The organism is Micromonospora sp. NPDC003197, assembly GCF_053590565.1.
Genome location: NZ_JBSFTE010000007.1, coordinates 159,057 through 180,817 on the forward strand (window position 1 = coordinate 159,057; position 21,761 = coordinate 180,817).

The window sequence follows — 21,761 nt, forward strand, 5'->3', positions numbered from 1 at the left end:
TCGCCCCGGCGAGGGACTATCGAAGAGTTGCTTAGTTTCGGCATGCTTCGGGAAGAGTCCATACCGCGGGTTGGCCGGGTCCGGGAGGTGCCATGAGTACGTACCAGTGCTCGTCGTGCGGTCGCGAGATCACCTCGGCGCCAAAATGTCCACACTGTCACGCCGAACAACCTGAGTGGTACGAGGACCTGGGCCGCCTCGAACGCTCCATCGCCGACATGAAGGCCCGCGAGGCGGCGCTCGGCAACGAGCAGCGACAGATCGCGGCGCAGATGCAGGCGGCGCTCTTCCAACGCGACATCCTGACCCACGCCGGCGAGGAGCGGGCCCGGCAGGCCACCCGACCGCGCCGGGTGCTGCGCCGCCGGGCCGGGCAACGCCCACCAACCGCCGAGGGCGGAACGCGATCGGTCACCACCCCGGGGGTACGCCCCGGCACCGATCCCGGGGCCCGACCCCGTGTCCCCCGACAAGGCCCCATCCACACCGGCGGCCGAGATCGTCCACCACCACCCTTCATCCCGTCCGATGAGTCGGCCTTCCTGGACCCGGACGCCCCGCAGCCCCGCCCCGAGGCCTCCACCCGCGAGGTGCAGAACATCCTGCTCGGCCTCGGCGCGCTGCTACTCGGGGTGGCCGCCGTCGTGTTCGCCGCGATGGCGCTCAGCTCGCTCGACGACTTCAGTCGACTGGGGATCCTGGTCACCGCCACCGCCCTGATGCTCGCCGCCCCGCTCGCGGTGGCCCGACGAGGACTCACGGCCACCGCCGAGACGATCGCCGCCGTCGGTCTGCTCCTGGTGCCGTTGGACGGCTATGCCCTGTGGACCGTCGACCAGGTACGCGACATCGGCGCCTCCGGCCACGTACTCGCCAGTCTCACCTTCCTGGTCACCGCGGTGATCGCTGGTGGCTACGCGCGCGTGACCGGCTTGAACGTGCCCCGCTTCGCCGGCGTGCTCGCCGTACAGCCGATCCTGCCTCTGCTGGCCTACAACTGGATCAGCGGTCCGGTCGGCTGGGCCTTCGTACTGGCTGCGGTCGCCGCGATCGACCTCTATCTCGTCCACCTGCTCCACCGTGACCGGCCGAGCCACATCCCCGATCAGGGTCGACCGGATCGAGTTACCGCTGACGACCGGCCCGGCAAGCCTGATGCTGACGATCCGCCCGGCAAGCCTGCCGCTAACGATCGGCCAGAGGCCGCTCGGGAGGAAGACGACGCGGTCCTCATCGCCGAGCCCATCGGCCGGCCCTCGCGCGGCGGGCCGCCACGAGCCGGCGTCCAGGCAGATCCGGGGATCACCCGCTGGCTGATCGACCTGACCGGGGCGCTGCATGGTCTCGCCGTGGTCGTGGCCCTCGGCTTCGCCATCGCTGCCCTGCTCCGTGCCGACGCCGTACCCACCGCTGCCCAGGCCGGTTTCGCCCTGGTGTTTGCCGCCGGGGTGGGGCTCGCCGGGGCGCTGGGCCTTGGGCGGGCGGCGCTGATCGACCTCGCCGCCGGGGTGCTGACCCTGGCCGTCATCGGTGCCGTCGGTCGGATGGCGGCGGTCGCCCTACCCGGCCGGGCCCTGCTGGTCGTCGCCGCCGTCATCGCCCTCGCCGGGCTCGGCGTACGAGCGCTGCCGGAGATCGCCCGACGCGGGCCGCAACTGGCGGCGGCCGTGGCGCTCAGCGTCACTGGTCTGGTCGTCGCCGGTGGGGCCCTGCGGGCGGGGCTGGCCCCGATCCGGGCCGCTCTGCCGGCCTGGGACGCCGACCTCGTCTTCTACGCCGACAAGCTCGAGGCCGCAGTCGGTACGGCCGGCTGGCAGCTCGCCACCACCGCCTTCCTGTTGACCATCGCCGCAGTGCTCGCCCTCCCGTCGGAGATCCGGCGCGAGTTCGCCATCACCGGTACCGCCCTCACCGCGCTCGCCATCCCCGCCTCCTTCGGGCTCGCCTGGAGCCTCGCGCCGTGGCCGCCGGTGCTGGCCGCCATCGGTATCGGAGTGATCGGTCTGTCGGCCCGGACCGACCGGGTCGCGCTCACCCATGCCATCGCCGCCGCCCTGGTCGGCCTCGCCGGGGCCGGTGCGGCGCTGGCCCGCCCCGGCCTCACCGCAGCGGTCCTGTTCACCCTGGCCGCCGCCGGAATACTCATCTCGTTGCTGCCGACGATCCGTACCGCACCGGAGCAGGCTGGGCTGATCGCGGCCTGGGCGGCCGGCGGGGCGGCGTTCGCCCTGCCCGGGGCGGTCGCCGCGTTCGTGGCGGCGACCATGCCGGCCGAATCCACGCCGACCGTCACGTCACTACAGGACGCCACCGCTCCGGTGCTGGCCGCCAGCTTCCTGGCGGTCTGCGCGACCCTCGGCTTCGCCGCGGTCGCCCAGGTTTCGCACCGGCAGATCAGCCTGCCACTGGCCCTGGGCACCGGCTTCGGTGCCCTGACGGTGACCGCTGCCGCCTTCGGTGCCCCCGGAGCCACCATCGCCGACGCCTGGGTGGGGGCGCTGCTACTGGTCGCGGCGGTGCTGCTCTTCCTCGCCCCGTCCATCGACGCAGGCCGGCGAGCCGACCGGCTGCTCGACGGCTCCGACTTCGCAGCCGCAGCGGCGACCGCCGGCCTGGTCGGCACGCTCGCCCGGATCGCGACGATCCTGGCACCCGGCTCCAAACTGGCCGCAGCTGCCCTGATCGTCCTGGTCATCGCCGCCGGAGTACGGGCGATGCCGGTCGAGTGGCGACGTGGCCCGATCCTCGGCCTGTCGATCAGCGGTGGTGTCATCGCCCTGATCGCCGCCTACACGGCACTACCCGACGGAGTCCGGGCGCTGACCGCACCGGGCCGGCTGTGGGAAGCGGACCTCGGCAACTGGCCAACCGGCTCCCCGGACGCGACCGCGTGGCAGGTCCCGCTGGCGCTGCTCCTGCTCGCCGCCGCCGCCGCGATCGTGCTCCCCCGCCCGTGGAAGTACGACATCGCCGTGGTCGCGGTGGGACTCGCCACCATCGGCGCCCCGGCCGCCCTCGGCCTGCCCTGGTGGTCGCCGATCGTCCTCGGTATCGCGGTCGCCACCGGGTACGGCCTCGCCGCCGTCGCCGCCGTCGATCCCCGGGCCGGGCTGGCCCGGGCTGCGGGGGCGGTCGCCATCGCACTGCACGCGATCGGGGTCAGTCTGGTCCGGCCCGGTACGACCGCCGCCGCGCTCGGTACCGTGGCGCTGGTCGGGGTGGTCGTCGCGGGGGTCGCCCGGTCACTGGCCGGCCCACCGGACCGGCTGGACGAGGAAGAGGTGCCCGCCCACCTGGCCCAGGTCGGCGGGGCGGCCACCGCCGGAGCACTCCTGGCCCTACCGGGCGCGGTCGCCGCGCTGGCCGCCACCCTCGGCTGGCCCGCCGGGATCGTGGTCACCAGTGGACTCGCCGGATCGAGCCTGGGTGTCGCCGTACTGGCCCTGGTCCGTCGGCAGGTGCCGCAGTTCCTGCCGTACGCCACCTTCGGCATCGCCGCCGGGGCGACGATCACCGCCATCGCCTCACTGCCCGCCGGCCTGCCCACCGGGGTGTACGCCGCAGCGGCGGCCCTGCTGGGGGTGCTCGCCGAACTGATCCGGTCCACCACGACACCGCCGGCCGTAACCCACCGGTCGAGCCGCCGCTGGTCGATGCTGCTCGACGAGGCGATGCGTCGGATGCCTCGCCGGTCGTCACGCGGCCAGTGGTCGGTGAGCCCGGCCGCCGGTGCACTGGCTGCCGCCGTGGTGCCGATCGCCCTCGCCGTCCTCGCCATCGCACCGACGTTGGTCGCCGCGTTGTTCGATCCGTACCGGACACTCGGCCGGATCTGGCAGGGAGCGCCGCCACAACTACTCGACCCGCCGGCTGACGCGGTGGACGGCACAAATGTGCTGGCCGCGCTGCTGCTCACCATCACTGCCGCGCTCGCTGCGGTGGGGCTCGCCGGTGGCCGACCGGCCCGGGCCGTTCCGGTGGTCCTGCCCGGCGCGGCGATCACCCTGCTCATCGCCCCGATCGCGCTGGGCTTCGGCTGGCCCAGCAGCACCATGGCGGCGCTCGCCGTCTTCACGATCTCGATGCTCGGGCTGGCCCTCACCCCACCCCCACCGCCCGCCGAGCGGGCCCGCTCGCTCCGCGTCGCCCGGGTGCTGGTCTTCGCCATCGGACTCGCCGCCGGTGGTGCGGGGCTCGCCGGTGCCCTGGCCGCCCGGAACCTCACCCTCTTCACCCTCGGCGCGGCGGTGGGCGTCGGTGCGGTGGCGGCGCTGGCCGGCCGTACCCAGTCCGCCCGGATCCTCGGCTGGCTGTTCGCCGCCATCATGGCGCAGCTCTTCGTACTCACCGCCGGTCTGGTCGCCGGCCTGGCCCCGGTCTGGTCCGCGTTCGGCGTACTGGCGGTCGGGGCGGCGCTGCTGGTGGCCGCCGCGACCCTGCCCCGACTCCGGGACCCGGCGGCGACCCGCGAGGCGGCGACGGTGGAATGGAGCGGGTACGCCGCCGCGCTGATCGCCGGGGCGTTGGCCTTCGACTCCCCTCGGCACATCGCCGCGCTACTGGCCGCCTGGGGTGCGGTGCTCGGCATCTCGGCGACGCGTCCCGGCCGGCGCGCCGTGGAACGGCGGATCCTGTTCTGGGCCGCCGTCGGTTGCGAGATCACTGGCTGGTGGCTGCTGATGGCCGTCTCCGACGTGGCTCTACCGGAGGCCTACACGCTGCCGTTCGCGGCGCTCGCCCTGCTCGTCGGGGTGCTGGAACTGCGTCACCGGACCGACCTGAGCAGTTGGGTGGCGTACGGCCCGGCGCTGGTCGCGGCGTTCGTGCCCACCCTGGTCATCGTGATCAGCACCAGCACCAGCACGTTGCGTCAGGTGCTGCTGCTACTCGGTGCGGTGGCCACGCTCATCTTCGGGTCGATGCGTCGCCAGCAGGCACCGGTGGTGGTTGGCGCGACGGTCACCGCGATCGCCGCGCTGCACGCGCTCGCCACGGTCGGCCCGTGGCTGGTGCTGATCCCGGTCGGCGTCGTGCTGCTGGTGCTGGGGGCGAGCAACGAGCGGCGTCGGCGTACCCAGGAACGCCTTCGGGGCGCACTACGCGGCATGCGTTGAGCCTCGGTCCCAGGACAGGTCGCGCGGCACCCGCCGCCGGCCGGTCCCGGGCCGTGGTGGTTCAGCCGGATCCAGCCGCGCAGCTCAGGCCAGCGAGGCCCGTAGGGCGGCGTCCTTCTCGCCGACCAACGTCTCCAGGTCCGCCTGGAAGCCGGCCATCCGAGTACGCAGCTTGTCGTCGCTGGTGGCCAGGATGCGGACGGCCAGCAGGCCGGCGTTGCGCGCACCACCGATCGACACGGTGGCCACCGGCACCCCGGCCGGCATCTGCACGATCGACAGCAGCGAGTCCATCCCGTCCAGGTACTTGAGCGGCACCGGCACCCCGATCACCGGCAACGGGGTGACCGACGCGACCATGCCGGGCAGGTGCGCCGCCCCGCCCGCCCCGGCGATGATCACCCGGATCCCCCGGTCGGCTGCCTCGCGGCCGTACTCGATCATCTTGACCGGGGTGCGGTGCGCCGACACGACGCCCACCTCATAGTCGACGCCGAACTCGTCGAGCGCCTCGGCGGCCGCCTTCATGGTGGCCCAGTCCGAGTCGCTACCCATGATCACGCCGACCAGGCTCACTTGCCCTCCCGCAGCCACCGCGCGGCGCGCGCAGCACGCGCCCGTACGTCTTCCATGTCGTCACCGAGCACCGTGACGTGCCCGATCTTCCGCCCGGGGCGGACCTGCTTGCCGTAGAGATGCACCTTGGCCCCGGGATCGGCGGCGAAGAGGTGGTGCAGCCGCTCGTCGATCGACATCCCGCCGTCCGGGCCGCCGAGCACGTTGGCCATCACCACAGCCGGCGCGGTCAGCGTGGTATCCCCCATCGGGTAGTCGAGCACCGCGCGCAGATGCTGCTCGAACTGCGACGTCCGGGCCCCTTCGATGGTCCAGTGCCCGGAGTTGTGTGGTCGCATGGCCAACTCGTTGACCACCAACTTCGACTCGCCGTTCCCGCCAGTCTCGGCATCGCTGAGCTGGCCGCTTCGAGGCCCGACCTCGCTGAGCTGGCCGCTTCGAGGCCCGACCTCGAAGAGTTCGACGGCGAGCACGCCGACCACGCCGAGCGCGTTGGCGATGTCGATGGCGAGCTGCTGGGCGCGCAGGGCCAGTGCCTCGGGTAGCGCCGGGGCCGGGGCGAGCACCTCGATGCAGATGCCGTCGCGCTGCACGGTCTCCACCACCGGGTACGCGGCCACCTGGCCGAACGGTGAGCGGGCCACCTGCACGGCCAGCTCCCGACGCAGCGCCACCCGTTCCTCGACGAGCAGCGGAGTGCCGGCCTCGATCAGCTCGGCGACCAGCGTGTTCGCCTCCTGGGCGTCGGCGACCAGCCACACCCCCCGGCCGTCGTAGCCGCCCCGGGCCGCCTTGAGCACCACCGGCCAACCGACCCGGTCGCCGAACTCGACCACGTCCTCGGGCAGGTTCACCGGCTGCCAGGCTGGCATCGGTGCCAGCGTCGACAGCCGTTCCCGCATGGCCCGCTTGTCCTGCGCGTAGATCAACGCGTCTGCGCCCGGGTGGACCGGTACGCCTTCGGCGGCCAGCGCGTGGACGTACTCGGTAGGAACATGTTCGTGGTCGAAGGTGACCACGTCACAGCCCTTGGCAAAGGTACGCAGGGCGGCGAGGTCGGTGTGCTCGCCGTACCGGACGTCGGCGGCAACCAGCGCGGCACCGTCCTCCGGGGTGAGCGCGAGGACACGCAGCGACTGGCCGAGGGCGATCGCGGCCTGGTGGGTCATCCGGGCCAGCTGGCCACCGCCCACCATGCCGACTACGGGAAGACCGGTACGAGGATCCATAACGGCGATCAGCGTAGCGTCGACCAGGCAGTCGCCCCCAATCGCTGGCCCAGAAAGTGAGCACCCGGTGCGTGACCTTCTCCGCGGTCTTCCCGTACTCGCCCATTCGATGCCGGACTTCGACGTCGAGGCCGCCCCGCCGGAGCCGGCGGAACTGTTCACCAACTGGCTGACCGAGGCGATCGCCGCCGGGGTGGCCGAGCCGCATGCGATGACCCTCTCGACCGTGGACGCCGACGGGCAGCCCGACGCGCGGGTGCTGATCCTCAAGGACCTGGACGCCGAGGGGAACCTCTCCTTCGCGACCACCTCGACCAGCGTCAAGGGCCGGCACGTCGCCGCGAATCCCCGGGTGGCGCTCAGCTTCCACTGGCGGGAGCAGGGCCGGCAGATCCGGGTACGCGGCATCGCCCGGCGCGCCGACCCGGCCGTCTCCCGGCAGGACTTCCTGGCCCGGCCGGAGGGCTCCCGGGTCGCCAGCCTGGTCGGCCGGCAGAGTGAGGTGCTGACCGACCGGGCGGAGCTGACCGGGGCGCTGGCAGCGGCCCGGACCAGGACCGCCGCTGACCCGACCGTGGCCCCCGACACCCACGTGGTGTACGCCGTACACCCCGACACCGTCGAGTTCTGGCAGGCCGATCGGCAGCGTGAACACATTCGGCTGCGCTACCGGCGGGCCGCCGACACCGGCGACTGGGTGCGCGAGCTGCTCTGGCCCTGAGGTGTTAGGAAGGGCCCCTTCTTATCGCTTTTTGCATAGGAAGGGGCCCTTCCTAACACCCCTAACAGCCGGAGCTAGCTGAGCTGGGCGGTCAACTCCTCCGCTGAGGTGACCGGCCGGTCGCAGACGAAGCCACGGCAGACGTACGCCGTCGGGGCCCCGTCGAGCATCGGCCGGTCCCGCAGCAGCGGCACCCCGGCCTGGTCAGCGGTACCCGCCACGATCACCGCCCCGGGTGGGGCATGCCGGTGGGCGGCCCGCAGCAGCGGCTCCTCGGTCGGGTCGACGGTGACGATCGCGATCTCGTACGGGCCGGAGAGCAGCGCCTCGCCCACGGTGGCGGCGTAACCGGTGAACCGGGGGTGCCGCCCGACGATCGGCGCGACCGTGCCGAGCGCCAACTCGGCGGCCTCCCGATAGCTCGGCTCCCCGGTCAACGCCGAGTACGTCACCAGCGCGGCAACCAGCGACGACAGCCCGGACGGGGTGGCGTTGTCGGTTGGGTCGGCCGGCCGGGTGACCAGTTGCTCGGCGTCGTCGGCGGTGTCGTAGAACCCACCGTTGCCGGTGGCGAACCGGGCCAGCGCCGTGTCGAGCAACTGCCCGGCCAGCTCCAGCCAGCGGCCCTCGCCGGTGATCTGGTGCATGGCGCAGAACGCCTCGGCCACACAGCCATAGTCGTCCAGCACCCCGGCCGGCTCGCCCACCACCCCGTCCCGGGACACCCGCCGCAGCCGACCGTCGACGATGTGCACGTTGGCCAGTTCCTCGGCGGCCTTCCGCATCGCCCCCCAGGCCGCCTCGGCGACGCTCTCCAGCGTCTGCGACGAGTCGTCGGGCCCTGCCGGGCCGAACGTGTCGGCGTACTGGCTGAACTCGGCGATGGCGGTGATCGCCAGCCCGTTCCAGGCGGCCACCACCTTGTCGTCCCGCATCGGCTGCGGGCGGTTGAGCCGAGCCGCCAACAGCCGGTGGGTGACGTTCCACCAACGCTGCTGGATCGCCGCGTCCGCGTCGTCGATGTCCCGAGCCAACCGCAGCACGCTGGTGCCGTGCTCGAACGTGCCGTCGGATGTCACCCCGAACAGGTCCGCGGCCCAGGCCCCATCCTCCTCGCCGAGCACCTCGACCAGTTGGGCCGGCGTCCAGGCGTAGGTCAGCCCTTCCACCCCCTCGGCGTCGGCGTCCAGCGCCGACGCGAACCCGCCCCCCGACTGGTGGAGATCGTTGGCGAGGAACCAGGCGGTGTCCTGGGCGACCCGGCGGGCCAGCGGGTCACCGGTCAGCCGCCACAGCTGGGTGTAGACCCGCAGCAGCAGCGCGTTGTCGTAGAGCATCTTCTCGAAGTGCGGCACGGTCCAGTGCCCGTCCACCGAGTAGCGGGCAAAGCCGCCGGCCAGCTGGTCGTAGAGGCCACCCCTGGCCATCGCCTCGCAGGTGTGCCGGACGATCTCCAGTGCCTCAGCAGAGCCGGTGCGCTGGTAGTGCCGCAGCAGGAAGAGCAGGTTCATGTGCGGTGGGAACTTCGGTGCCCCGCCGAAGCCGCCGTTCGTCGAGTCGTACTCCTTGGCGAGCTGGTCGGCGGCGGCGTCGAGCAGTTCGGCGGTGAGCGGGGCGGTGGGTCCGCCGACGGCCTGCGCGCCGCCGATCGCCTCGACCACCGCGGCCCCCTGCCGCAGCACCTCTTCGCGCTGGTCACGCCACGCCGTGGTCACCGATTCCAGCAACCGTACGAAGTTGGCGCGGGGGAAGTAGGTGCCACAGAAGAACGGGGTGCCGTCCGGGGTGGCGAAGACGGTCATCGGCCAGCCGCCCTGCCCGCTCATCGCCTGGGTGGCGGTCATGTAGACGGCGTCGACGTCCGGGCGTTCCTCCCGGTCCACTTTGATCGACACGAAGTTCTCGTTGAGCAGCCGGCCGACGGCCTCATCCTCGAACGATTCGTGCGCCATGACGTGGCACCAGTGGCAGGCGGAGTAGCCGACAGAGATCAGCACCGGTAGGTCCCGCCGCCGGGCCTCGGCGAAGGCTTCGTCACACCACGGCCACCAGTCGACCGGGTTGTCGGCGTGCTGTTGCAGATATGGGCTGGTCGCGCTGGCCAGTCGATTCACCCGACGACCATATCCAGCCCCGAGCCGCCCCGCGCACGGTCCGCCCTGGGAAGGCCGCCCGGCGTGGGATCAACAACCACGGCCTGGCCGGCGTGGGATCAGCGTCCGGCGCGGGCGGAGCCCCGGTTCCCGGGTACGACTAAGACGCTCCGTCGGCGCGCAGTGGGAAGACCCGGGCCGGGCTGGAGTCGACCAGCGAACGCAGCACTATCACGATCTTGTCGGACGGCATCGGCTTGAAGAAGTGGTAGCCCTGGGCTGCTGTGCAGCCCAACTCGGCCAGGACCGCCCGCTGGTCGGCCGTCTCCACGCCTTCGGCGACCACCCGTAGTCCCAGCTCCCGGCCCAACTCCACGGTGGTCCGGACGATCGCGGCAGCCTCCGGCGACTCGGCCATCCGCATTACGAACGACCGGTCCACCTTCAACTCGTCCACGGTGATACGGGTCAGGAAGGTCAACGACGAGAATCCGGTGCCGAAGTCGTCCACAGCGAGCTGTACGCCCATTGCCCGGAGGGCGGCGAGCACATCGTCGATGACCTCCAGCTCGCTCATCATCACCGTCTCGGTGATCTCCAGGACGAGCCGGTGCGGCGGCACCTGGTGGCGGCGCAGCGTGTCGGCCACCTCGGCGGGCAGCCGGGGGTCGAGCAGACTGCGGGCCGACAGGTTGATCGAGATCGGTACGTCGAGGCCGTGCCGGGCCCACTCGGCGGCCACCGCGAGCGCCTTGTCGATGACGTAGCGGGTGAACGCCCCCAGTAGCTCACTGCCTTCGACCGGCCGTACGAAGTCGGCCGGGTTGAGCCAGCCCCGGCGGGGATGCTGCCAACGGATCAGCGCCTCCACCCCGGTCGGTGCCCCGGTGGTCAGGTCGACCGCCGGTTGCAGGGCCAGGATGAGCTGGTCGTCGCTCTCCAGCGCCTCCCGGAGTTCGGCGAGCAACGCAAGCTGATCGGTGCTGGCAGCGTCCCGGCTGCTGTCGTACGCAGCAACGCTGCTGCCGCCCTCCTTTGCCTGGTACATGGCGATGTCGGCCCGCCGCAGCAGCTCGGTCATGTCGGCGGTGCCCGCACCGGCCACCACCACGCCCACCGAGGCCTCCACCGACATCCGTACTCCGGCCACCTCGGACGGATCGGCGAGCCGGTCCACGATCTCCCGGGCCCGACGCAATGCGGGCAACGCCAGCGGGGACCGATCGGCCCCGGATGCGGGCTCGCCGAGCATCGGCAGGCCGGTAATCAGCAGGGCGAATTCGTCCCCGCCGAGTCGTCCGAGCAACTCCCCGGGTCGGGCCAGCGCCGCCAGCCGGGCCCCGGCCACCTGGAGCAGTTCGTCACCGGCGGCGTGCCCCAGCGTGTCGTTGACTTCCTTGAAGTGGTTGATGTCCAGCAGCAGCAACGCCACCGGATGGTCGTGACCGAGCTGGTGCAGGGCCAGGTCGCCCTTGCTGAGCATCGCTCCCCGATTGACCAGGTTGGTGAGCGGATCGTGCAACGCCTCGTAGGAGGAGCGGGCCGTTACCCTCCGCAGTTCGCGATGGGTGGCGGCATCGTGCAGGGCGGCACCGAGGGCATCCCCGTACGCCGACAGGGCGTCCTGCTCCCGCTCGTCCGGCCGGATCGAGCGGGGGAAGCGCGCCCGCAGCTCCCCGACGTGCACGGCACCCACCATCAGGGATCGGGTCAGTTCGTGGTCACTGCCCTCCGGGTGGGGTGGCACCGGCAATTCCCGGTCCACCACTCGGCCGCTGGCGTCGCCCCGATAGCGCCACCAGCGTCCGTCTCGGCGCAGCACGTCGATGTCGACCAGTTCCGCTCCGAACAGAACCAACGCGCCGCCGATACCGGCGGTGGCAACGCCGCGTTCATCGAGCTGGTTGAGCGCCCTGGTGGCCTCGGCAAAGGCTCGCCAGGTCCGACGTTCGTCGTCGGCCCGTAGCTGGTGGCGGTAGGTCTGCTGGAGCACCCACAGTGCGGGGGGCAGGAGCAGCAGCCAGCGGGGGTCGAGATCGACCAGGGTGACCACGGCGAGGCCAACCAGCACGTTGCCGACGAACATCAGTGACTTTCCCCGCAGCACCCGCAGCAGCAGCGGCCCGATGGGCAATCGGTGCCGCAGGGATATCGTGATCCCGGCCACCCCCACGGTGACCAGCAGATATGTGGCTGCACCGAGGGCGAGTCCGACGGCGAGACCGGGCGTCAACCCGGCCCCGAGCGGGGTGCCGAAGATGGCGGTGACGCTGGCGGCTAGCGTCACGGCGATGGTCATCGCCGCGGCGTTGTGTACGACCTTGACGGCCGGCCCCCGGTCCGTGAAGATCGCTGCCAGGGTCCAGGCGAGTCCGGTGCCGAGTAGGGTGGCGGCCGGTAGCCAGCCAGGCGGCGCAAGATAGCAGACGACGATGAAGGCCGCTTCGCCCCAGGAGACGATGACCTCGCCGGTCCCGATCCGGAACCGTAACCGGGCGAGGTGGGCGCACATGGTCAGCCCGACTACCAGACCGAACCGGGCCAGGGCTGGTAGCGCCGAGTCGGACGGCAGATCCGCGGGGAGGGCGAGGCCCGTCCCGGCCACGACGAGCGCGGCGGCGAGCAGAGTGCCACTCACGACCTGGAGGCGGGGCGGAAGCTCCGGAAAGCCGCTGCGGGCGACGAGCCACCGGATCCGCCGGCCGGTCGTCACGGATCTCCTCCGGCCGTACGCCCCGCTGGGCTGGGCGTCGGGTGGCGCGGACACCGGGCATCGGGCCTCGACCGGGTGGACGCCGACGTGCCCCAACCCGGGCAGCGACGGGGGAAACGCGGGGCGACGAACCATCCCACCGACATCGGTGCCCCCTTCCGCGCATGCTGCGGGGACTTTTGGTCCCCGGCGGGAAGGCTAAGGCAAACCGGTGGCGTGCAACAGGGGGCGGAGGACCCGGTTAGTCGGCATTAGGCCCCCGAGTGTGGGTCCCGTCCCTGGTGAGCGGCTTAGGAGGGCTTTCCGTCAGCTTCCTGGGTCAGCGGGCCAGCTGTCGGATCAAGGACTGTGGCCGCCGATCGGTCGACAGCTGCCGATTGGTCGACGGAACCACCGGCCGCCTGGTCCGGGAATTGCTCGGGCAGGCGGCGCAGCCGGCCGTTCATGTTGCGGATCAGCAGCACCGTGGCGATCGCCAGCAGCACGATGAGGAACAGGCCCATCGGGCCGGCCAGCCCGCCGGTCCGGGTGTCCCCGAAGTTGTTCTCCGCGAGCACCTGTGCGGCGGTCAACATGACTGGACTCCTTCGCAGTGCGCAACTGGGTCCACGTTACGCCCCTGCCCGTCAGCGCTGATCGGTGGTGTCCACGGCCCCGGCGGCCCGTACCCCGGCGAACAGGTCGGACTCCGGCAGTGGGCTCTCCACCAGGGATCGAGCAAGTTCGAAGTCCTCGGTGGGCCACGCCTGCCGCTGGATCCCCATCGGCACCTGGAAGAAGAAACCGTCCGGGTCGACCTGGGTGGCGTGGGCCCGCAACGCGTCGTCCCGTACCGGGAAGTATTGCCCGCATTCGACCTGGGTGGTGATCCGCGCACCCTTGTCCGGGCTGTCGCCCCACCGTTCGAGCCATTCGACGTACGGCGACTCGCGCCCGTCGGCCAGCATGGCCTCGTGCAACGCCATGATCTTGGCCCTGGAGAAGCCGATGTCGTAGTAGAGCTTCAGCGGCTGCCACGGCTCGCCCAGCTCCGGGTATCGGGCCGGGTCACCGGCCGCCTCGAACGCCGCCATGCTGATCTTGTGGCACATGATGTGGTCCGGGTGCGGGTAACCGCCGTTCTCGTCGTAGGTGGTCACCACGTGCGGACGGAACTCCCGCATCAGGCGTACCAGCGGACCGGCGGCGACCTCGACATCCTGGAGCGCGAAACACCCCTCGGGCAGCGGCGGCAGCGGGTCGCCCTCGGGCAGCCCCGAGTCGACGAAGCCCAACCAGGCCTGCTCGACGCCGAGGATGGCCCGGGCGGCGTCCATCTCGGCACGCCGAATCTCGGCGATGTTGGCCCAGACGTCGGGACGGTCCAGCTTCGGGTTGAGTACGCTGCCCCGTTCACCCCCGGTGCATGTCACCACCAGGACCTGGGCCCCCTCGGCGAGGTACTTGGCCATCGTCGCGGCGCCCTTGCTCGACTCGTCGTCGGGGTGGGCATGGACGGCCATGAGGCGTAGTTGCTCTGCCAACTCGGGCACTCCCTCGTCTGTTCCCCGTTGCCGACCTAAGCCGGATAGTCTGACCTGCGCTTGGTCGGGCCACCTGCCAGAGTCGGCCGACCAGCCGACTGACAAGATGGACCCTGTCATTCTGGCCGATGTAACCGAGAACAAGCCTAGGAGATTTCCTCCGGTGTCCGAGACGCACGCCACATCCGCACCGATCTTCCCGCCCGGGCGGTACGGCCGGCGTCGCGCTACCCGGCGCGGCCGGCCCTGGCTCGCGGGCCTGGCGGCAGTCGGGCTGGTCGCGGCCATGGGCCTGGTGTCGGTACGCCTCTACCAGCAGTACGGCGATCCGCTCTACGACCCCGAAGTGATCACCTACACCGACATCACCGACACGCAGATCATGGTGAAATTCCAGGTCACGGTGCCGCCCGGCGGCGCGGCGGACTGCGTGCTGCGGGCCCGCTCCCGGGACGGTGCGGAAGTGGCCCGGGAACAGGTCCGAGTCACCGCCGCGGCGGGCCAGGAGCACCTGATCGTGCAGCACCGACTGGCCACCACCGGTGAGGCCTTCCTCGGCGAGGTGCTGCGCTGCCGGGCCGCTGACTGATCCTGCCCCCAACCGGCGGTGGATGCCGGCTGCCTGAACTGCCGATTCGGCCGAGTGGCGGGGCGAACGAAGATCATCCGACGTCGTTTCGGCATCCCACTGGTAACTTGGTAGTTCTTGTCAGTAACGGTAGGCCCGTCCCACCGTCCATCCAAGGAGATCGTCTGTGACCGACCGCGAGGCGCCCGCCACCTGGTTGTCCCAGGACGCGTACGACCGACTTCAGGCCGAACTCGACGAGTTGATCGCAGGTCGGCCGGTCATCGCCGCCGAAATCAACGCCCGACGCGAGGAGGGCGATCTGCGGGAGAACGGTGGCTACCACGCCGCCCGCGAGGAGCAGGGAAAGCAGGAGGGGCGCATCCGCTACCTCCAGGAACTGCTGCGTACCGCGCAGGTCGGCGAGGCACCGACCGCTGACAAGGTCGCTCCCGGCACCGTCGTCACGATCCACTTCGACGACGACGAGTCGGACACCGAGACCTTCCTGCTCGGCTCGCGGGAGATCTCCTCGACGACCGACCTGACCGTCTACAGCCCGGAGTCCGCGCTCGGAAAGGCGATCCTCGGTGCCCGCTCCGGTCAGACCGTCACCTACACCGCGCCGAGTGGCGCCGACATCAAGGTGACCGTGGACCGGTTCGAGCCCTTCGCCGGCTAACCGCCGCCCCGCGTCGCCCTCACAGCCGATACGGTGTACGGCCGGCTACGTCATTTCCGCGGCATCGCCTAGATTGCCAACGCGGCGTGTCGGCCGCAGCGATCGAATAGAGGAGATGGCGCTGTGAGGACACTTTGGGATCGGTTCCGCCCACCGACCCTGAAAGATCGTTTCTCTTCTCGACACAACTCCATCGGCCTCCTCCGACTCGTCCTGGCGTCGGCGGTGCTGGTGGCGCACGCCTGGCCGCTCGGGATCGGCCAACCAAACCTCGGGACACGCGAAACCTCTGGTCAGACCGATCTCGGCACCCTCTCCGTCTACGGGTTCTTCATCCTCTCCGGATTCCTCATTACCGGCAGTGGGCTGAAGTTCCCCGTGGGGCGGTTCGCGTGGCACCGCCTCCTGCGTATCTTTCCCGGCCTCTGGGTCTGCCTCATCGTGACCGCGCTGGTGATCGCGCCACTGGTCGCGCTCTACGAGAAAGGCAGCCTGGACGGCTTCTGGAGTCACCCCGCCGGCCCGATCGACTACATCACCACCAACTGGTTCGCCTCAATGAGCCAGTACCAGATCTCGGGCCTGTTGGCCGACACACCGTACGGCCAGAGGACCGGTGGAGCGAGCGCGTTCGACGGCTCGTTGTGGAGCCTGAAGTACGAGCTAGCCTGCTATGTCCTTGTCGGCGTCCTTGCCGTCACGGCGGCGCTCCGCCAAGCACCCCGGGTCGTACTGATATTCACTGCCGCGTGTTACCTCATCATCGTCAAGGATTTCCTCGCCAGCCCAACCTGGGCAAGCCGACCTGCTCCACGCGGGCACTTGGGACCGTTCCCACTGGTCGGGTCGTTCATAACGAGCCAGGTCATCTATCTGGCCTTCCTGTTTCTGCTCGGTGCCGTAATCCGGCTCTTCTGGCATCGGTTGCCGATGCACGGAGCGCTGGCCCTGGTGGCCGGTGCCGTGTTCCTGCTTTCCCTGTGGCAGGGCGGGTTCTTCGTCTTCGGGACGGTGGCCTTCGCCTACCTGCTGTTCTACCTGGCAGTGGCCCTGCCAGCACGGATGCAAAGCATCGGTCGCGACCGCGACTATTCGTACGGGATATACATCTACGCCTTCCCGGTCCAACAGGTGATCGCCCTGGTGGGTGGCGCAGAGTACGGGCTTTTCGTGTACATCCTGCTCTCCGCGGTCGGCACCTTGCTGTTCGCCATACCGTCCTGGCACCTGATCGAGCGTCCCGCGATGCGTCTCAAGGACTACACGCCGCCGGTAGGCAGCTGGCGGCAACGCTGGCGGGGCCAGCAAGGGGCGACTGAGAATCAGGAACAGCCGGCCAAGAATCGGAATGAGATGGCGGACCCAGCACAATTTCCGACAACTCCGGCCCAGACGCCCATGGCATGGGTGGAATCGCAACAGCCGGAACTGGTCGACCGAGGCATGTCCGGACGCAACTGACCGGGCATCATCAACGCGGACGCAACTTGCGACGGTCCACAGTCATCTGTCCAATTTCTCACGTGACACCCATCCGAAAAGATGATCCCTATTAGTCGATACATCTGCGAATATCCCTCAGTCCGCGAAAACGGGGACGCACCAACATGGAGGTACGTAGATGCGGGACGAGCAGCAGGACAACGTCATGAACCGACGGCGTCTACTGCGCCGAGCAGGTACGGTGGCCGCCGGCGTAGCCGGCGCTGGCGTTGCCGGCTCGATTGTCGCGTCGCCGGCACAAGCGGCCGACGGAGATCCGCTGAAGATCGGTGACACCAACACTGGCACCAACACGACGAGCCTCACCGCAGGCAACGCCAGCCAGCCCACCCTTCGGTTGACCAACCCGAACCCGTCAGGGCCGGGACTGAGCCTCGGTCAGACCGCCAGCGATAGCCTTCCCGTTCAGAACCCGACCTCCCCGGTCGGCTCGGTCTACGCCGACGAGTGGGGCGACCTGTACGTCGTCGGCCAGAACAACCCGGCGCAGCCGAAGTACCTGACCTCGATCTACTCCGAGACCTGGTCGACCATGACGGTCCCGGTCGACCCGATCCGGTGGGTCGTCACCCTGGCCGGCTTTGCCGGCGGGCGGGACTTCATCAGCGGTGCCACCTTCGACTCGGCCGGCCGCCTGCTGCCGAAGGGCTCCACCACCACGCCGGACATGGTGATCGACTTCGCCCCGATCCTCGCTGGCGGCTACGCCGCAGTGCAGGCCAACCTGACCGTCGACATGGGGACGGCCACCGGCTGGGCGGCGCTCTGGGGTGAGGGTCCCTTCCCGGCAAACTCCTCGATCAACTTCACTGCGAACACCCCGACCGCGAACTTCACCCAGACCCTGCTCGGTTCGGACATGAAGCTCCGCGTCAAGGTGAACAAGCCCGTCGTAATCATCTTCGACATCCAGGGCTTCGTGCTCAGCAACCCGTTCCGCCAGTTCGCTGGTTCGGCGGAAGGGGCGGTTGCCGCCCGCGGCGCCAACGCGTCCGTCTTCAAGCAGTTCCAGAAGCGTACGCCGGGCCAGTGAGCTAGCCGGTAGGGCCACGCACACGGGGTAAGGCACAGCGGGGGCGGTCCGTTCGGACCGCCCCCGCGCCTATCCAGTCGGCCCGATCAGGCGAAGACCACCTGGTATCCGCTGCTGCGCAACGCGCTGATCAACTTGTCGGAATGTTCCGCCCCACGGGTCTCGACCGAGAGCGCCACCTCGACCTCGCCGAGCCGCAGATGCGGATTCTGCCGCTGGTGCTCCACGTCCACCACGTTGCCCCGGTGCTCGGCAATCAGGTGCAGCAGCGACGCCAACTGCCCCGGTCGATCCGTACACCGCACGGTGAACCGCAGATAGCGACCGGCCGCCGCCAACCCGTACTCGATCACCCGAAGCAGCAGCAGCGGGTCGATGTTGCCACCGGAAAGCACCGCCACCACCGGAGTCTCCACCTCGACCGCACCGGCCAGTAGGGCGGCCACCCCGACCGCCCCCGCCGGTTCCACCACCTGCTTGCCCCGCTCCAGCAGCATCAACAAGGCCCGGGAGATGTCCTCCTCGGAGACCGTGACCACCTCGTCGACCAGATCCCGTACGTGGGCGAACGTGACGTCACCGGGACGGCCCACGGCGATCCCGTCGGCAATGGTGGAGTGCGCCGGTAGCCGTACCGGCGCTCCGGCCACCAGCGAGGGCGGGAAGGCCGCCGCGCCAGCCGCCTGCACCCCGATCACCCGTACGTCTGGCCGCAGCGCCTTGGCCGCGACCGCGATACCCGAGATCAGTCCACCGCCGCCGATGCCGGCAACGATCGTCCGCACCTCGGGGCACTGCTCCAGGATCTCCAGCGCAACCGTGCCCTGCCCGGCGATCACGTCGTGGTGGTCGAACGGGTGGATGAAGACCGCTCCGGTCCGGTCGGCGAACTCCTGGGCCGCGACCAGCGACTCGTCGACGTTGTTGCCGACCAGTTCGATTCGGGCACCGTACCCCTTGGTGGCCGCCACCTTCGGCAGCGGAGCGCCCACCGGCATGAAGACCGTGGCCGTGGTGCCGAGCAGGCCGGCGGCGAGCGCCACCCCCTGAGCATGGTTGCCGGCGCTGGCCGCCACCACCCCGCCGGCCCGTTCGGCCGGGGAGAGCCGGGCGATCCGCACGTACGCACCCCGCACCTTGTACGCCCCGGCGCGTTGCAGGTGCTCGCACTTGAGCCAGGCGGTGCCGCCCAGGGCTGCGCTGAGTGGCCGGGACGGCTCCAGTGGGGTGGTGCGGGTGATGCCCGAAAGCAGTTCCCGCGCGGCCTGTACGTCGGCCAGGTCGACCAGGTGCGTCATGTGCTGATGGTGCCATCTGCCTGCGGTGACACCGACGATTGGGGGACGATCATGGGACCAACGGCTCAGCTGGCGGCGGTCGGCACGCGCCGCCAGCTCAGCCACGGTCGGGCACGCGCAGTCGGCTCGGCTAGCTGGCGGCGGTCGGCACGCGCGGCCAGTCCGGCGCGTGCCGGGGCCAGGGCGCGGCCAGCTCGAACTGACCGGCCACGGCGAGCAGCAACAGCTCCGATCCCGGCGGCCCGACCAGTTGCACCGCGACCGGCAACCCGTCCGGCCGCAGCCCGACCGGCACCACCAGGGCCGGCAGGCCGGCGATGTTCCACGGTGCCGCGTACGGCGCGTACCGGATGCTGGTCAGCAGGTTGGCCCGCCAGGACCGGCTCGCCCAGCCGGTCGCCGACGGGGGTGTGGCGGCCAGTGCCGGGGTGAGCAGCAGGTCCACCGAGTTGTCGGAGAAGAACTGGATGGACCGTTCCCGCCACTGCGCCCGATCAGCTTCCCGAACCAGCCCCCGCCGGTCGACCCAGTCACCCACGGCAGCGTGTCGCCGGCTACGCCGTTGCAGGCTGCGCCGGTCCAGCCCGCTCTCCCGGATCTCCTCAGCCGCCGCCGCGAACCAGGTGGCGGTGCCCCGCAGGCTGAGCGCGGTGGGATAGACCGGGTCGATGGTGATCGTGTCGTGCCCGGCCGCCGCCAGCAACCGGGACGCGGTGGCGACCGCGTCCCGGTTGGGCCCGTCGGCACGTACGCCCCGCACGGGCGAGCGCAGCGACATCGCCACCCGCAGCCGCTGCGGGGGCACCAGTTTGTCCGGCCGGCGGCCGGCGAGTACGGAGAACCCCACTGCCGCGTCGGCGACCGTGGTGGCCAGGATGCCGTGTTCGGCCAGCCCGAACCAGTCGTTGGCGCCGAGCTGACAGGGCACCACGCCACGCCCTGGCTTGAGACCGATGAGCCCGCAACAGGCGGCCGGGATCCGGATCGAGCCCAGACCGTCGTTGCCGTGCGCCATCGGCACCAGACCGGCCGCCACCGCCGCAGCAGACCCACCCGAGGATCCGCCCGGGGTCCGGTCGATCCGCCACGGGTTGCGCGTCGTCGCCGTCTCGTCGTCGGTGAGCGCCCAGAGGCCCAGTTCCGGCATCCGGGTCACGCCGAGGATGACCGCACCCGCCCCCCGCAGCCGACGGACCACCTCGTGGTCGTCCTCGGCGACCGGGCTGCGGGCCGCGGCGGAGCCGTTCCAGGTGGGTAGGCCTGCCACGGCGGTGTTCTCCTTGACCGCGACCGGCACTCCGGCCAGTGGCAGGTCAGCCAACTCCTCCTGCTCGTCGACCTTCTCCGCTTCGACGATTGCCTCACCGGCCCGGACCACGCGGAACGCGGACAGCTCCCGGTCCCCGGTGGCAATGTGGTCCAAGTGGTCGGCGACGACCTGGGTCGCCGACGCGTCACCCCGTCGGACCGCCCGAGCGATCTGCTTCGCGGTCGCGCCCACCCAGGTCGGCATGATCTCCTGCACGGCCACCCTCCCCAGCGCCTCAGCCGAGTGCCTGCTCCAAGTCGGCGAGCAGATCATCGGCCGTCTCGATGCCGACAGACAGTCGCACGAGATCGGCGGGAACTTCAAGCGGCGAGCCGGCTGCGCTGGCGTGTGTCATCCGGCCGGGGTGCTCGATCAGGGACTCCACCCCACCGAGCGACTCGGCGAGGACGAACAGTTTGGCCCGGTTGCAGACCCGTACCGCCTGCTCCTCGCCACCGGTGACCCGGAAGGAGATCATGCCGCCGAAGCGCCGCATCTGCTTGGCCGCTGTCTCGTGCCCCGGGTGCTCCGGCAGCCCCGGGTAGAGCACCTGGCTGATCGCCGGGTGACCGTCCAGGTAGGCGGCGATCCGCTCGGCGTTGTCACAGTGCCGGTCCATCCGTACGCCGAGGGTCTTGATGCCGCGCAGGGTCAGCCACGAGTCGAAGGGCCCGCTGATCGCGCCCATCGCGTTCTGATGGAAGGCCAACTCCTCGCCAAGGTTGGTGCTGGCGGCGATCAGCGCCCCACCGACCACGTCGGAATGGCCACCGACGTACTTGGTCGTCGAGTGCAGGACGACGTCGGCGCCGTGCGCGATGGGCTGTTGCAGGTAGGGCGAGGCGAAGGTGTTGTCCACCACCAGCAGCGCGCCCGCATCGTGGGCGATCCCGGCCAGGGCGGCGATGTCGGCGATGCCGAGCAGCGGGTTGGTCGGCGTCTCCACCCAGATGATCTTCGTCTTGCCGGGTTCGATGGCGGCCCGCACCGCATCCGGGTCGGAGACCTTCGCCGCCGTCCAGCCCAGGCCCCAACGCTGCGCCACCCGGGCGACCAGCCGGAACGTGCCGCCGTACGCGTCGTCCGGGATCACGATGTGGTCTCCCGGCTTGCAGACGGTACGCAGCAGGGTGTCCTCGGCGGCCAGACCGCTGGCGAAGGCCAGGCCGACCGGCCCCCGCTCCAGCGTCGCCAGGCAGGTCTGCAGGGCGTCCCGGGTCGGGTTGGCCGACCGGCTGTACTCGTAACCCAGCCGGGGTTCGCCGACGGCGTCCTGGGCGAAGGTGCTGGTCTGGTAGATCGGCGGGATCACCGCCCCGGTACGTGGGTCCGGCTCCTGGCCGGCATGGATGGCAAGCGTCTCAAAGCCGTGACTCATCTGAGTGAGGTTAGTCTGCCC

At 70.6% G+C, this 21,761-nt stretch carries 15 protein-coding genes; 6 read left to right on the forward strand and 9 right to left on the reverse strand.

Annotation, left to right across the window (positions count from 1 at the left end):
- Window positions 1–92: 92 nt before the first annotated feature.
- Window positions 93–5,114, forward strand: coding sequence for a DUF2157 domain-containing protein (locus ACWDV4_RS10540; RefSeq protein WP_449976560.1), 5,022 nt, complete (start codon window positions 93–95; stop codon window positions 5,112–5,114).
- An 84-nt stretch (window positions 5,115–5,198) separates the two neighbouring features.
- Here ACWDV4_RS10540 and purE read toward each other — a convergent pair whose 3' ends face one another.
- Both purE and ACWDV4_RS10550 read right to left on the reverse strand, forming a co-directional pair.
- Window positions 5,199–5,690: a 5-(carboxyamino)imidazole ribonucleotide mutase gene (purE, locus tag ACWDV4_RS10545; protein WP_449976563.1), complete on the reverse strand. Its 492-nt coding sequence runs from the start codon at window positions 5,688–5,690 to the stop codon at window positions 5,199–5,201.
- Window positions 5,687–6,919, reverse strand: coding sequence for a 5-(carboxyamino)imidazole ribonucleotide synthase (locus tag ACWDV4_RS10550; RefSeq protein WP_449976565.1), 1,233 nt, complete (start codon window positions 6,917–6,919; stop codon window positions 5,687–5,689). The genes purE and ACWDV4_RS10550 overlap by 4 nt, the downstream gene beginning before the upstream one ends.
- Before the next feature lie 67 nt (window positions 6,920–6,986).
- Here ACWDV4_RS10550 and ACWDV4_RS10555 point away from each other — a divergent pair, with 67 nt between their 5' ends.
- Window positions 6,987–7,640, forward strand: a complete 654-nt coding sequence (locus ACWDV4_RS10555) for a pyridoxine/pyridoxamine 5'-phosphate oxidase (protein ID WP_449976566.1) — start codon at window positions 6,987–6,989, stop codon at window positions 7,638–7,640.
- Window positions 7,641–7,714: 74 nt separating this feature from the next.
- Here the strand turns inward: ACWDV4_RS10555 and ACWDV4_RS10560 are convergent, their stop codons facing one another.
- The 4 genes from ACWDV4_RS10560 to mca all read right to left on the reverse strand — a co-directional run bounded on the left by ACWDV4_RS10560 (window position 7,715) and on the right by mca (window position 13,969).
- A complete protein-coding gene (locus ACWDV4_RS10560) occupies window positions 7,715–9,754 on the reverse strand; it encodes a thioredoxin domain-containing protein (protein WP_449976568.1) in 2,040 nt (679 codons plus the stop codon).
- Between the two features lie 139 nt (window positions 9,755–9,893).
- Window positions 9,894–12,446 (reverse strand): putative bifunctional diguanylate cyclase/phosphodiesterase, encoded by a 2,553-nt coding sequence (locus tag ACWDV4_RS10565; RefSeq protein WP_449976571.1) that lies wholly within the window; start codon window positions 12,444–12,446, stop codon window positions 9,894–9,896.
- Between the two features lie 290 nt (window positions 12,447–12,736).
- Window positions 12,737–13,021, reverse strand: a complete 285-nt coding sequence (locus ACWDV4_RS10570) for a hypothetical protein (protein WP_449976574.1) — start codon at window positions 13,019–13,021, stop codon at window positions 12,737–12,739.
- Window positions 13,022–13,072: 51 nt separating this feature from the next.
- Window positions 13,073–13,969, reverse strand: coding sequence for a mycothiol conjugate amidase Mca (gene mca, locus ACWDV4_RS10575; protein ID WP_449976726.1), 897 nt, complete (start codon window positions 13,967–13,969; stop codon window positions 13,073–13,075).
- Window positions 13,970–14,132: 163 nt separating this feature from the next.
- Here mca and ACWDV4_RS10580 point away from each other — a divergent pair, with 163 nt between their 5' ends.
- The 4 genes from ACWDV4_RS10580 (at window position 14,133) to ACWDV4_RS10595 (ending at window position 17,755) form a co-directional block, all read left to right on the forward strand.
- Window positions 14,133–14,558 carry a DUF4307 domain-containing protein gene (locus ACWDV4_RS10580; protein WP_449976577.1) on the forward strand — a complete coding sequence of 142 codons (426 nt, stop codon included), beginning with the start codon at window positions 14,133–14,135 and terminating at the stop codon, window positions 14,556–14,558.
- Window positions 14,559–14,724: 166 nt separating this feature from the next.
- Window positions 14,725–15,219: a transcription elongation factor GreA gene (gene greA, locus ACWDV4_RS10585; RefSeq protein ID WP_449976579.1), complete on the forward strand. Its 495-nt coding sequence runs from the start codon at window positions 14,725–14,727 to the stop codon at window positions 15,217–15,219.
- A gap of 123 nt (window positions 15,220–15,342) precedes the next feature.
- Complete coding sequence (locus ACWDV4_RS10590) at window positions 15,343–16,680, forward strand: acyltransferase family protein (RefSeq protein WP_449976582.1); 1,338 nt, start codon at window positions 15,343–15,345, stop codon at window positions 16,678–16,680.
- A 160-nt stretch (window positions 16,681–16,840) separates the two neighbouring features.
- Window positions 16,841–17,755 carry a hypothetical protein gene (locus ACWDV4_RS10595; protein ID WP_449976585.1) on the forward strand — a complete coding sequence of 305 codons (915 nt, stop codon included), beginning with the start codon at window positions 16,841–16,843 and terminating at the stop codon, window positions 17,753–17,755.
- A gap of 86 nt (window positions 17,756–17,841) precedes the next feature.
- Here the strand turns inward: ACWDV4_RS10595 and ilvA are convergent, their stop codons facing one another.
- The 3 genes from ilvA to ACWDV4_RS10610 form a co-directional block, all read right to left on the reverse strand.
- The gene (gene ilvA / locus ACWDV4_RS10600; protein WP_449976587.1) at window positions 17,842–19,053 is read right to left on the reverse strand and encodes a threonine ammonia-lyase; all 1,212 of its coding nucleotides are present in this window, start codon (window positions 19,051–19,053) and stop codon (window positions 17,842–17,844) included.
- 130 nt (window positions 19,054–19,183) lie between these two features.
- Complete coding sequence (locus ACWDV4_RS10605) at window positions 19,184–20,584, reverse strand: amidase (protein WP_449976588.1); 1,401 nt, start codon at window positions 20,582–20,584, stop codon at window positions 19,184–19,186.
- 13 nt (window positions 20,585–20,597) lie between these two features.
- The gene (locus ACWDV4_RS10610; RefSeq protein WP_449976591.1) at window positions 20,598–21,740 is read right to left on the reverse strand and encodes a cystathionine gamma-synthase; all 1,143 of its coding nucleotides are present in this window, start codon (window positions 21,738–21,740) and stop codon (window positions 20,598–20,600) included.
- Between the last annotated feature and the right edge of the window lie 21 nt (window positions 21,741–21,761).

Coding starts and splice junctions, on each gene's coding strand:
- ACWDV4_RS10570 (WP_449976574.1), bottom strand. CDS start 13,021: ATGTTGACCGCCGCACAGGTGCTCGCGGAGAACAACTTCGGGGACACC.
- ilvA (WP_449976587.1), bottom strand. CDS start 19,053: ATGACGCACCTGGTCGACCTGGCCGACGTACAGGCCGCGCGGGAACTG.
- ACWDV4_RS10610 (WP_449976591.1), bottom strand. CDS start 21,740: ATGAGTCACGGCTTTGAGACGCTTGCCATCCATGCCGGCCAGGAGCCG.
- ACWDV4_RS10595 (WP_449976585.1), top strand. CDS start 16,841: ATGCGGGACGAGCAGCAGGACAACGTCATGAACCGACGGCGTCTACTG.
- ACWDV4_RS10550 (WP_449976565.1), bottom strand. CDS start 6,919: ATGGATCCTCGTACCGGTCTTCCCGTAGTCGGCATGGTGGGCGGTGGC.
- ACWDV4_RS10540 (WP_449976560.1), top strand. CDS start 93: ATGAGTACGTACCAGTGCTCGTCGTGCGGTCGCGAGATCACCTCGGCG.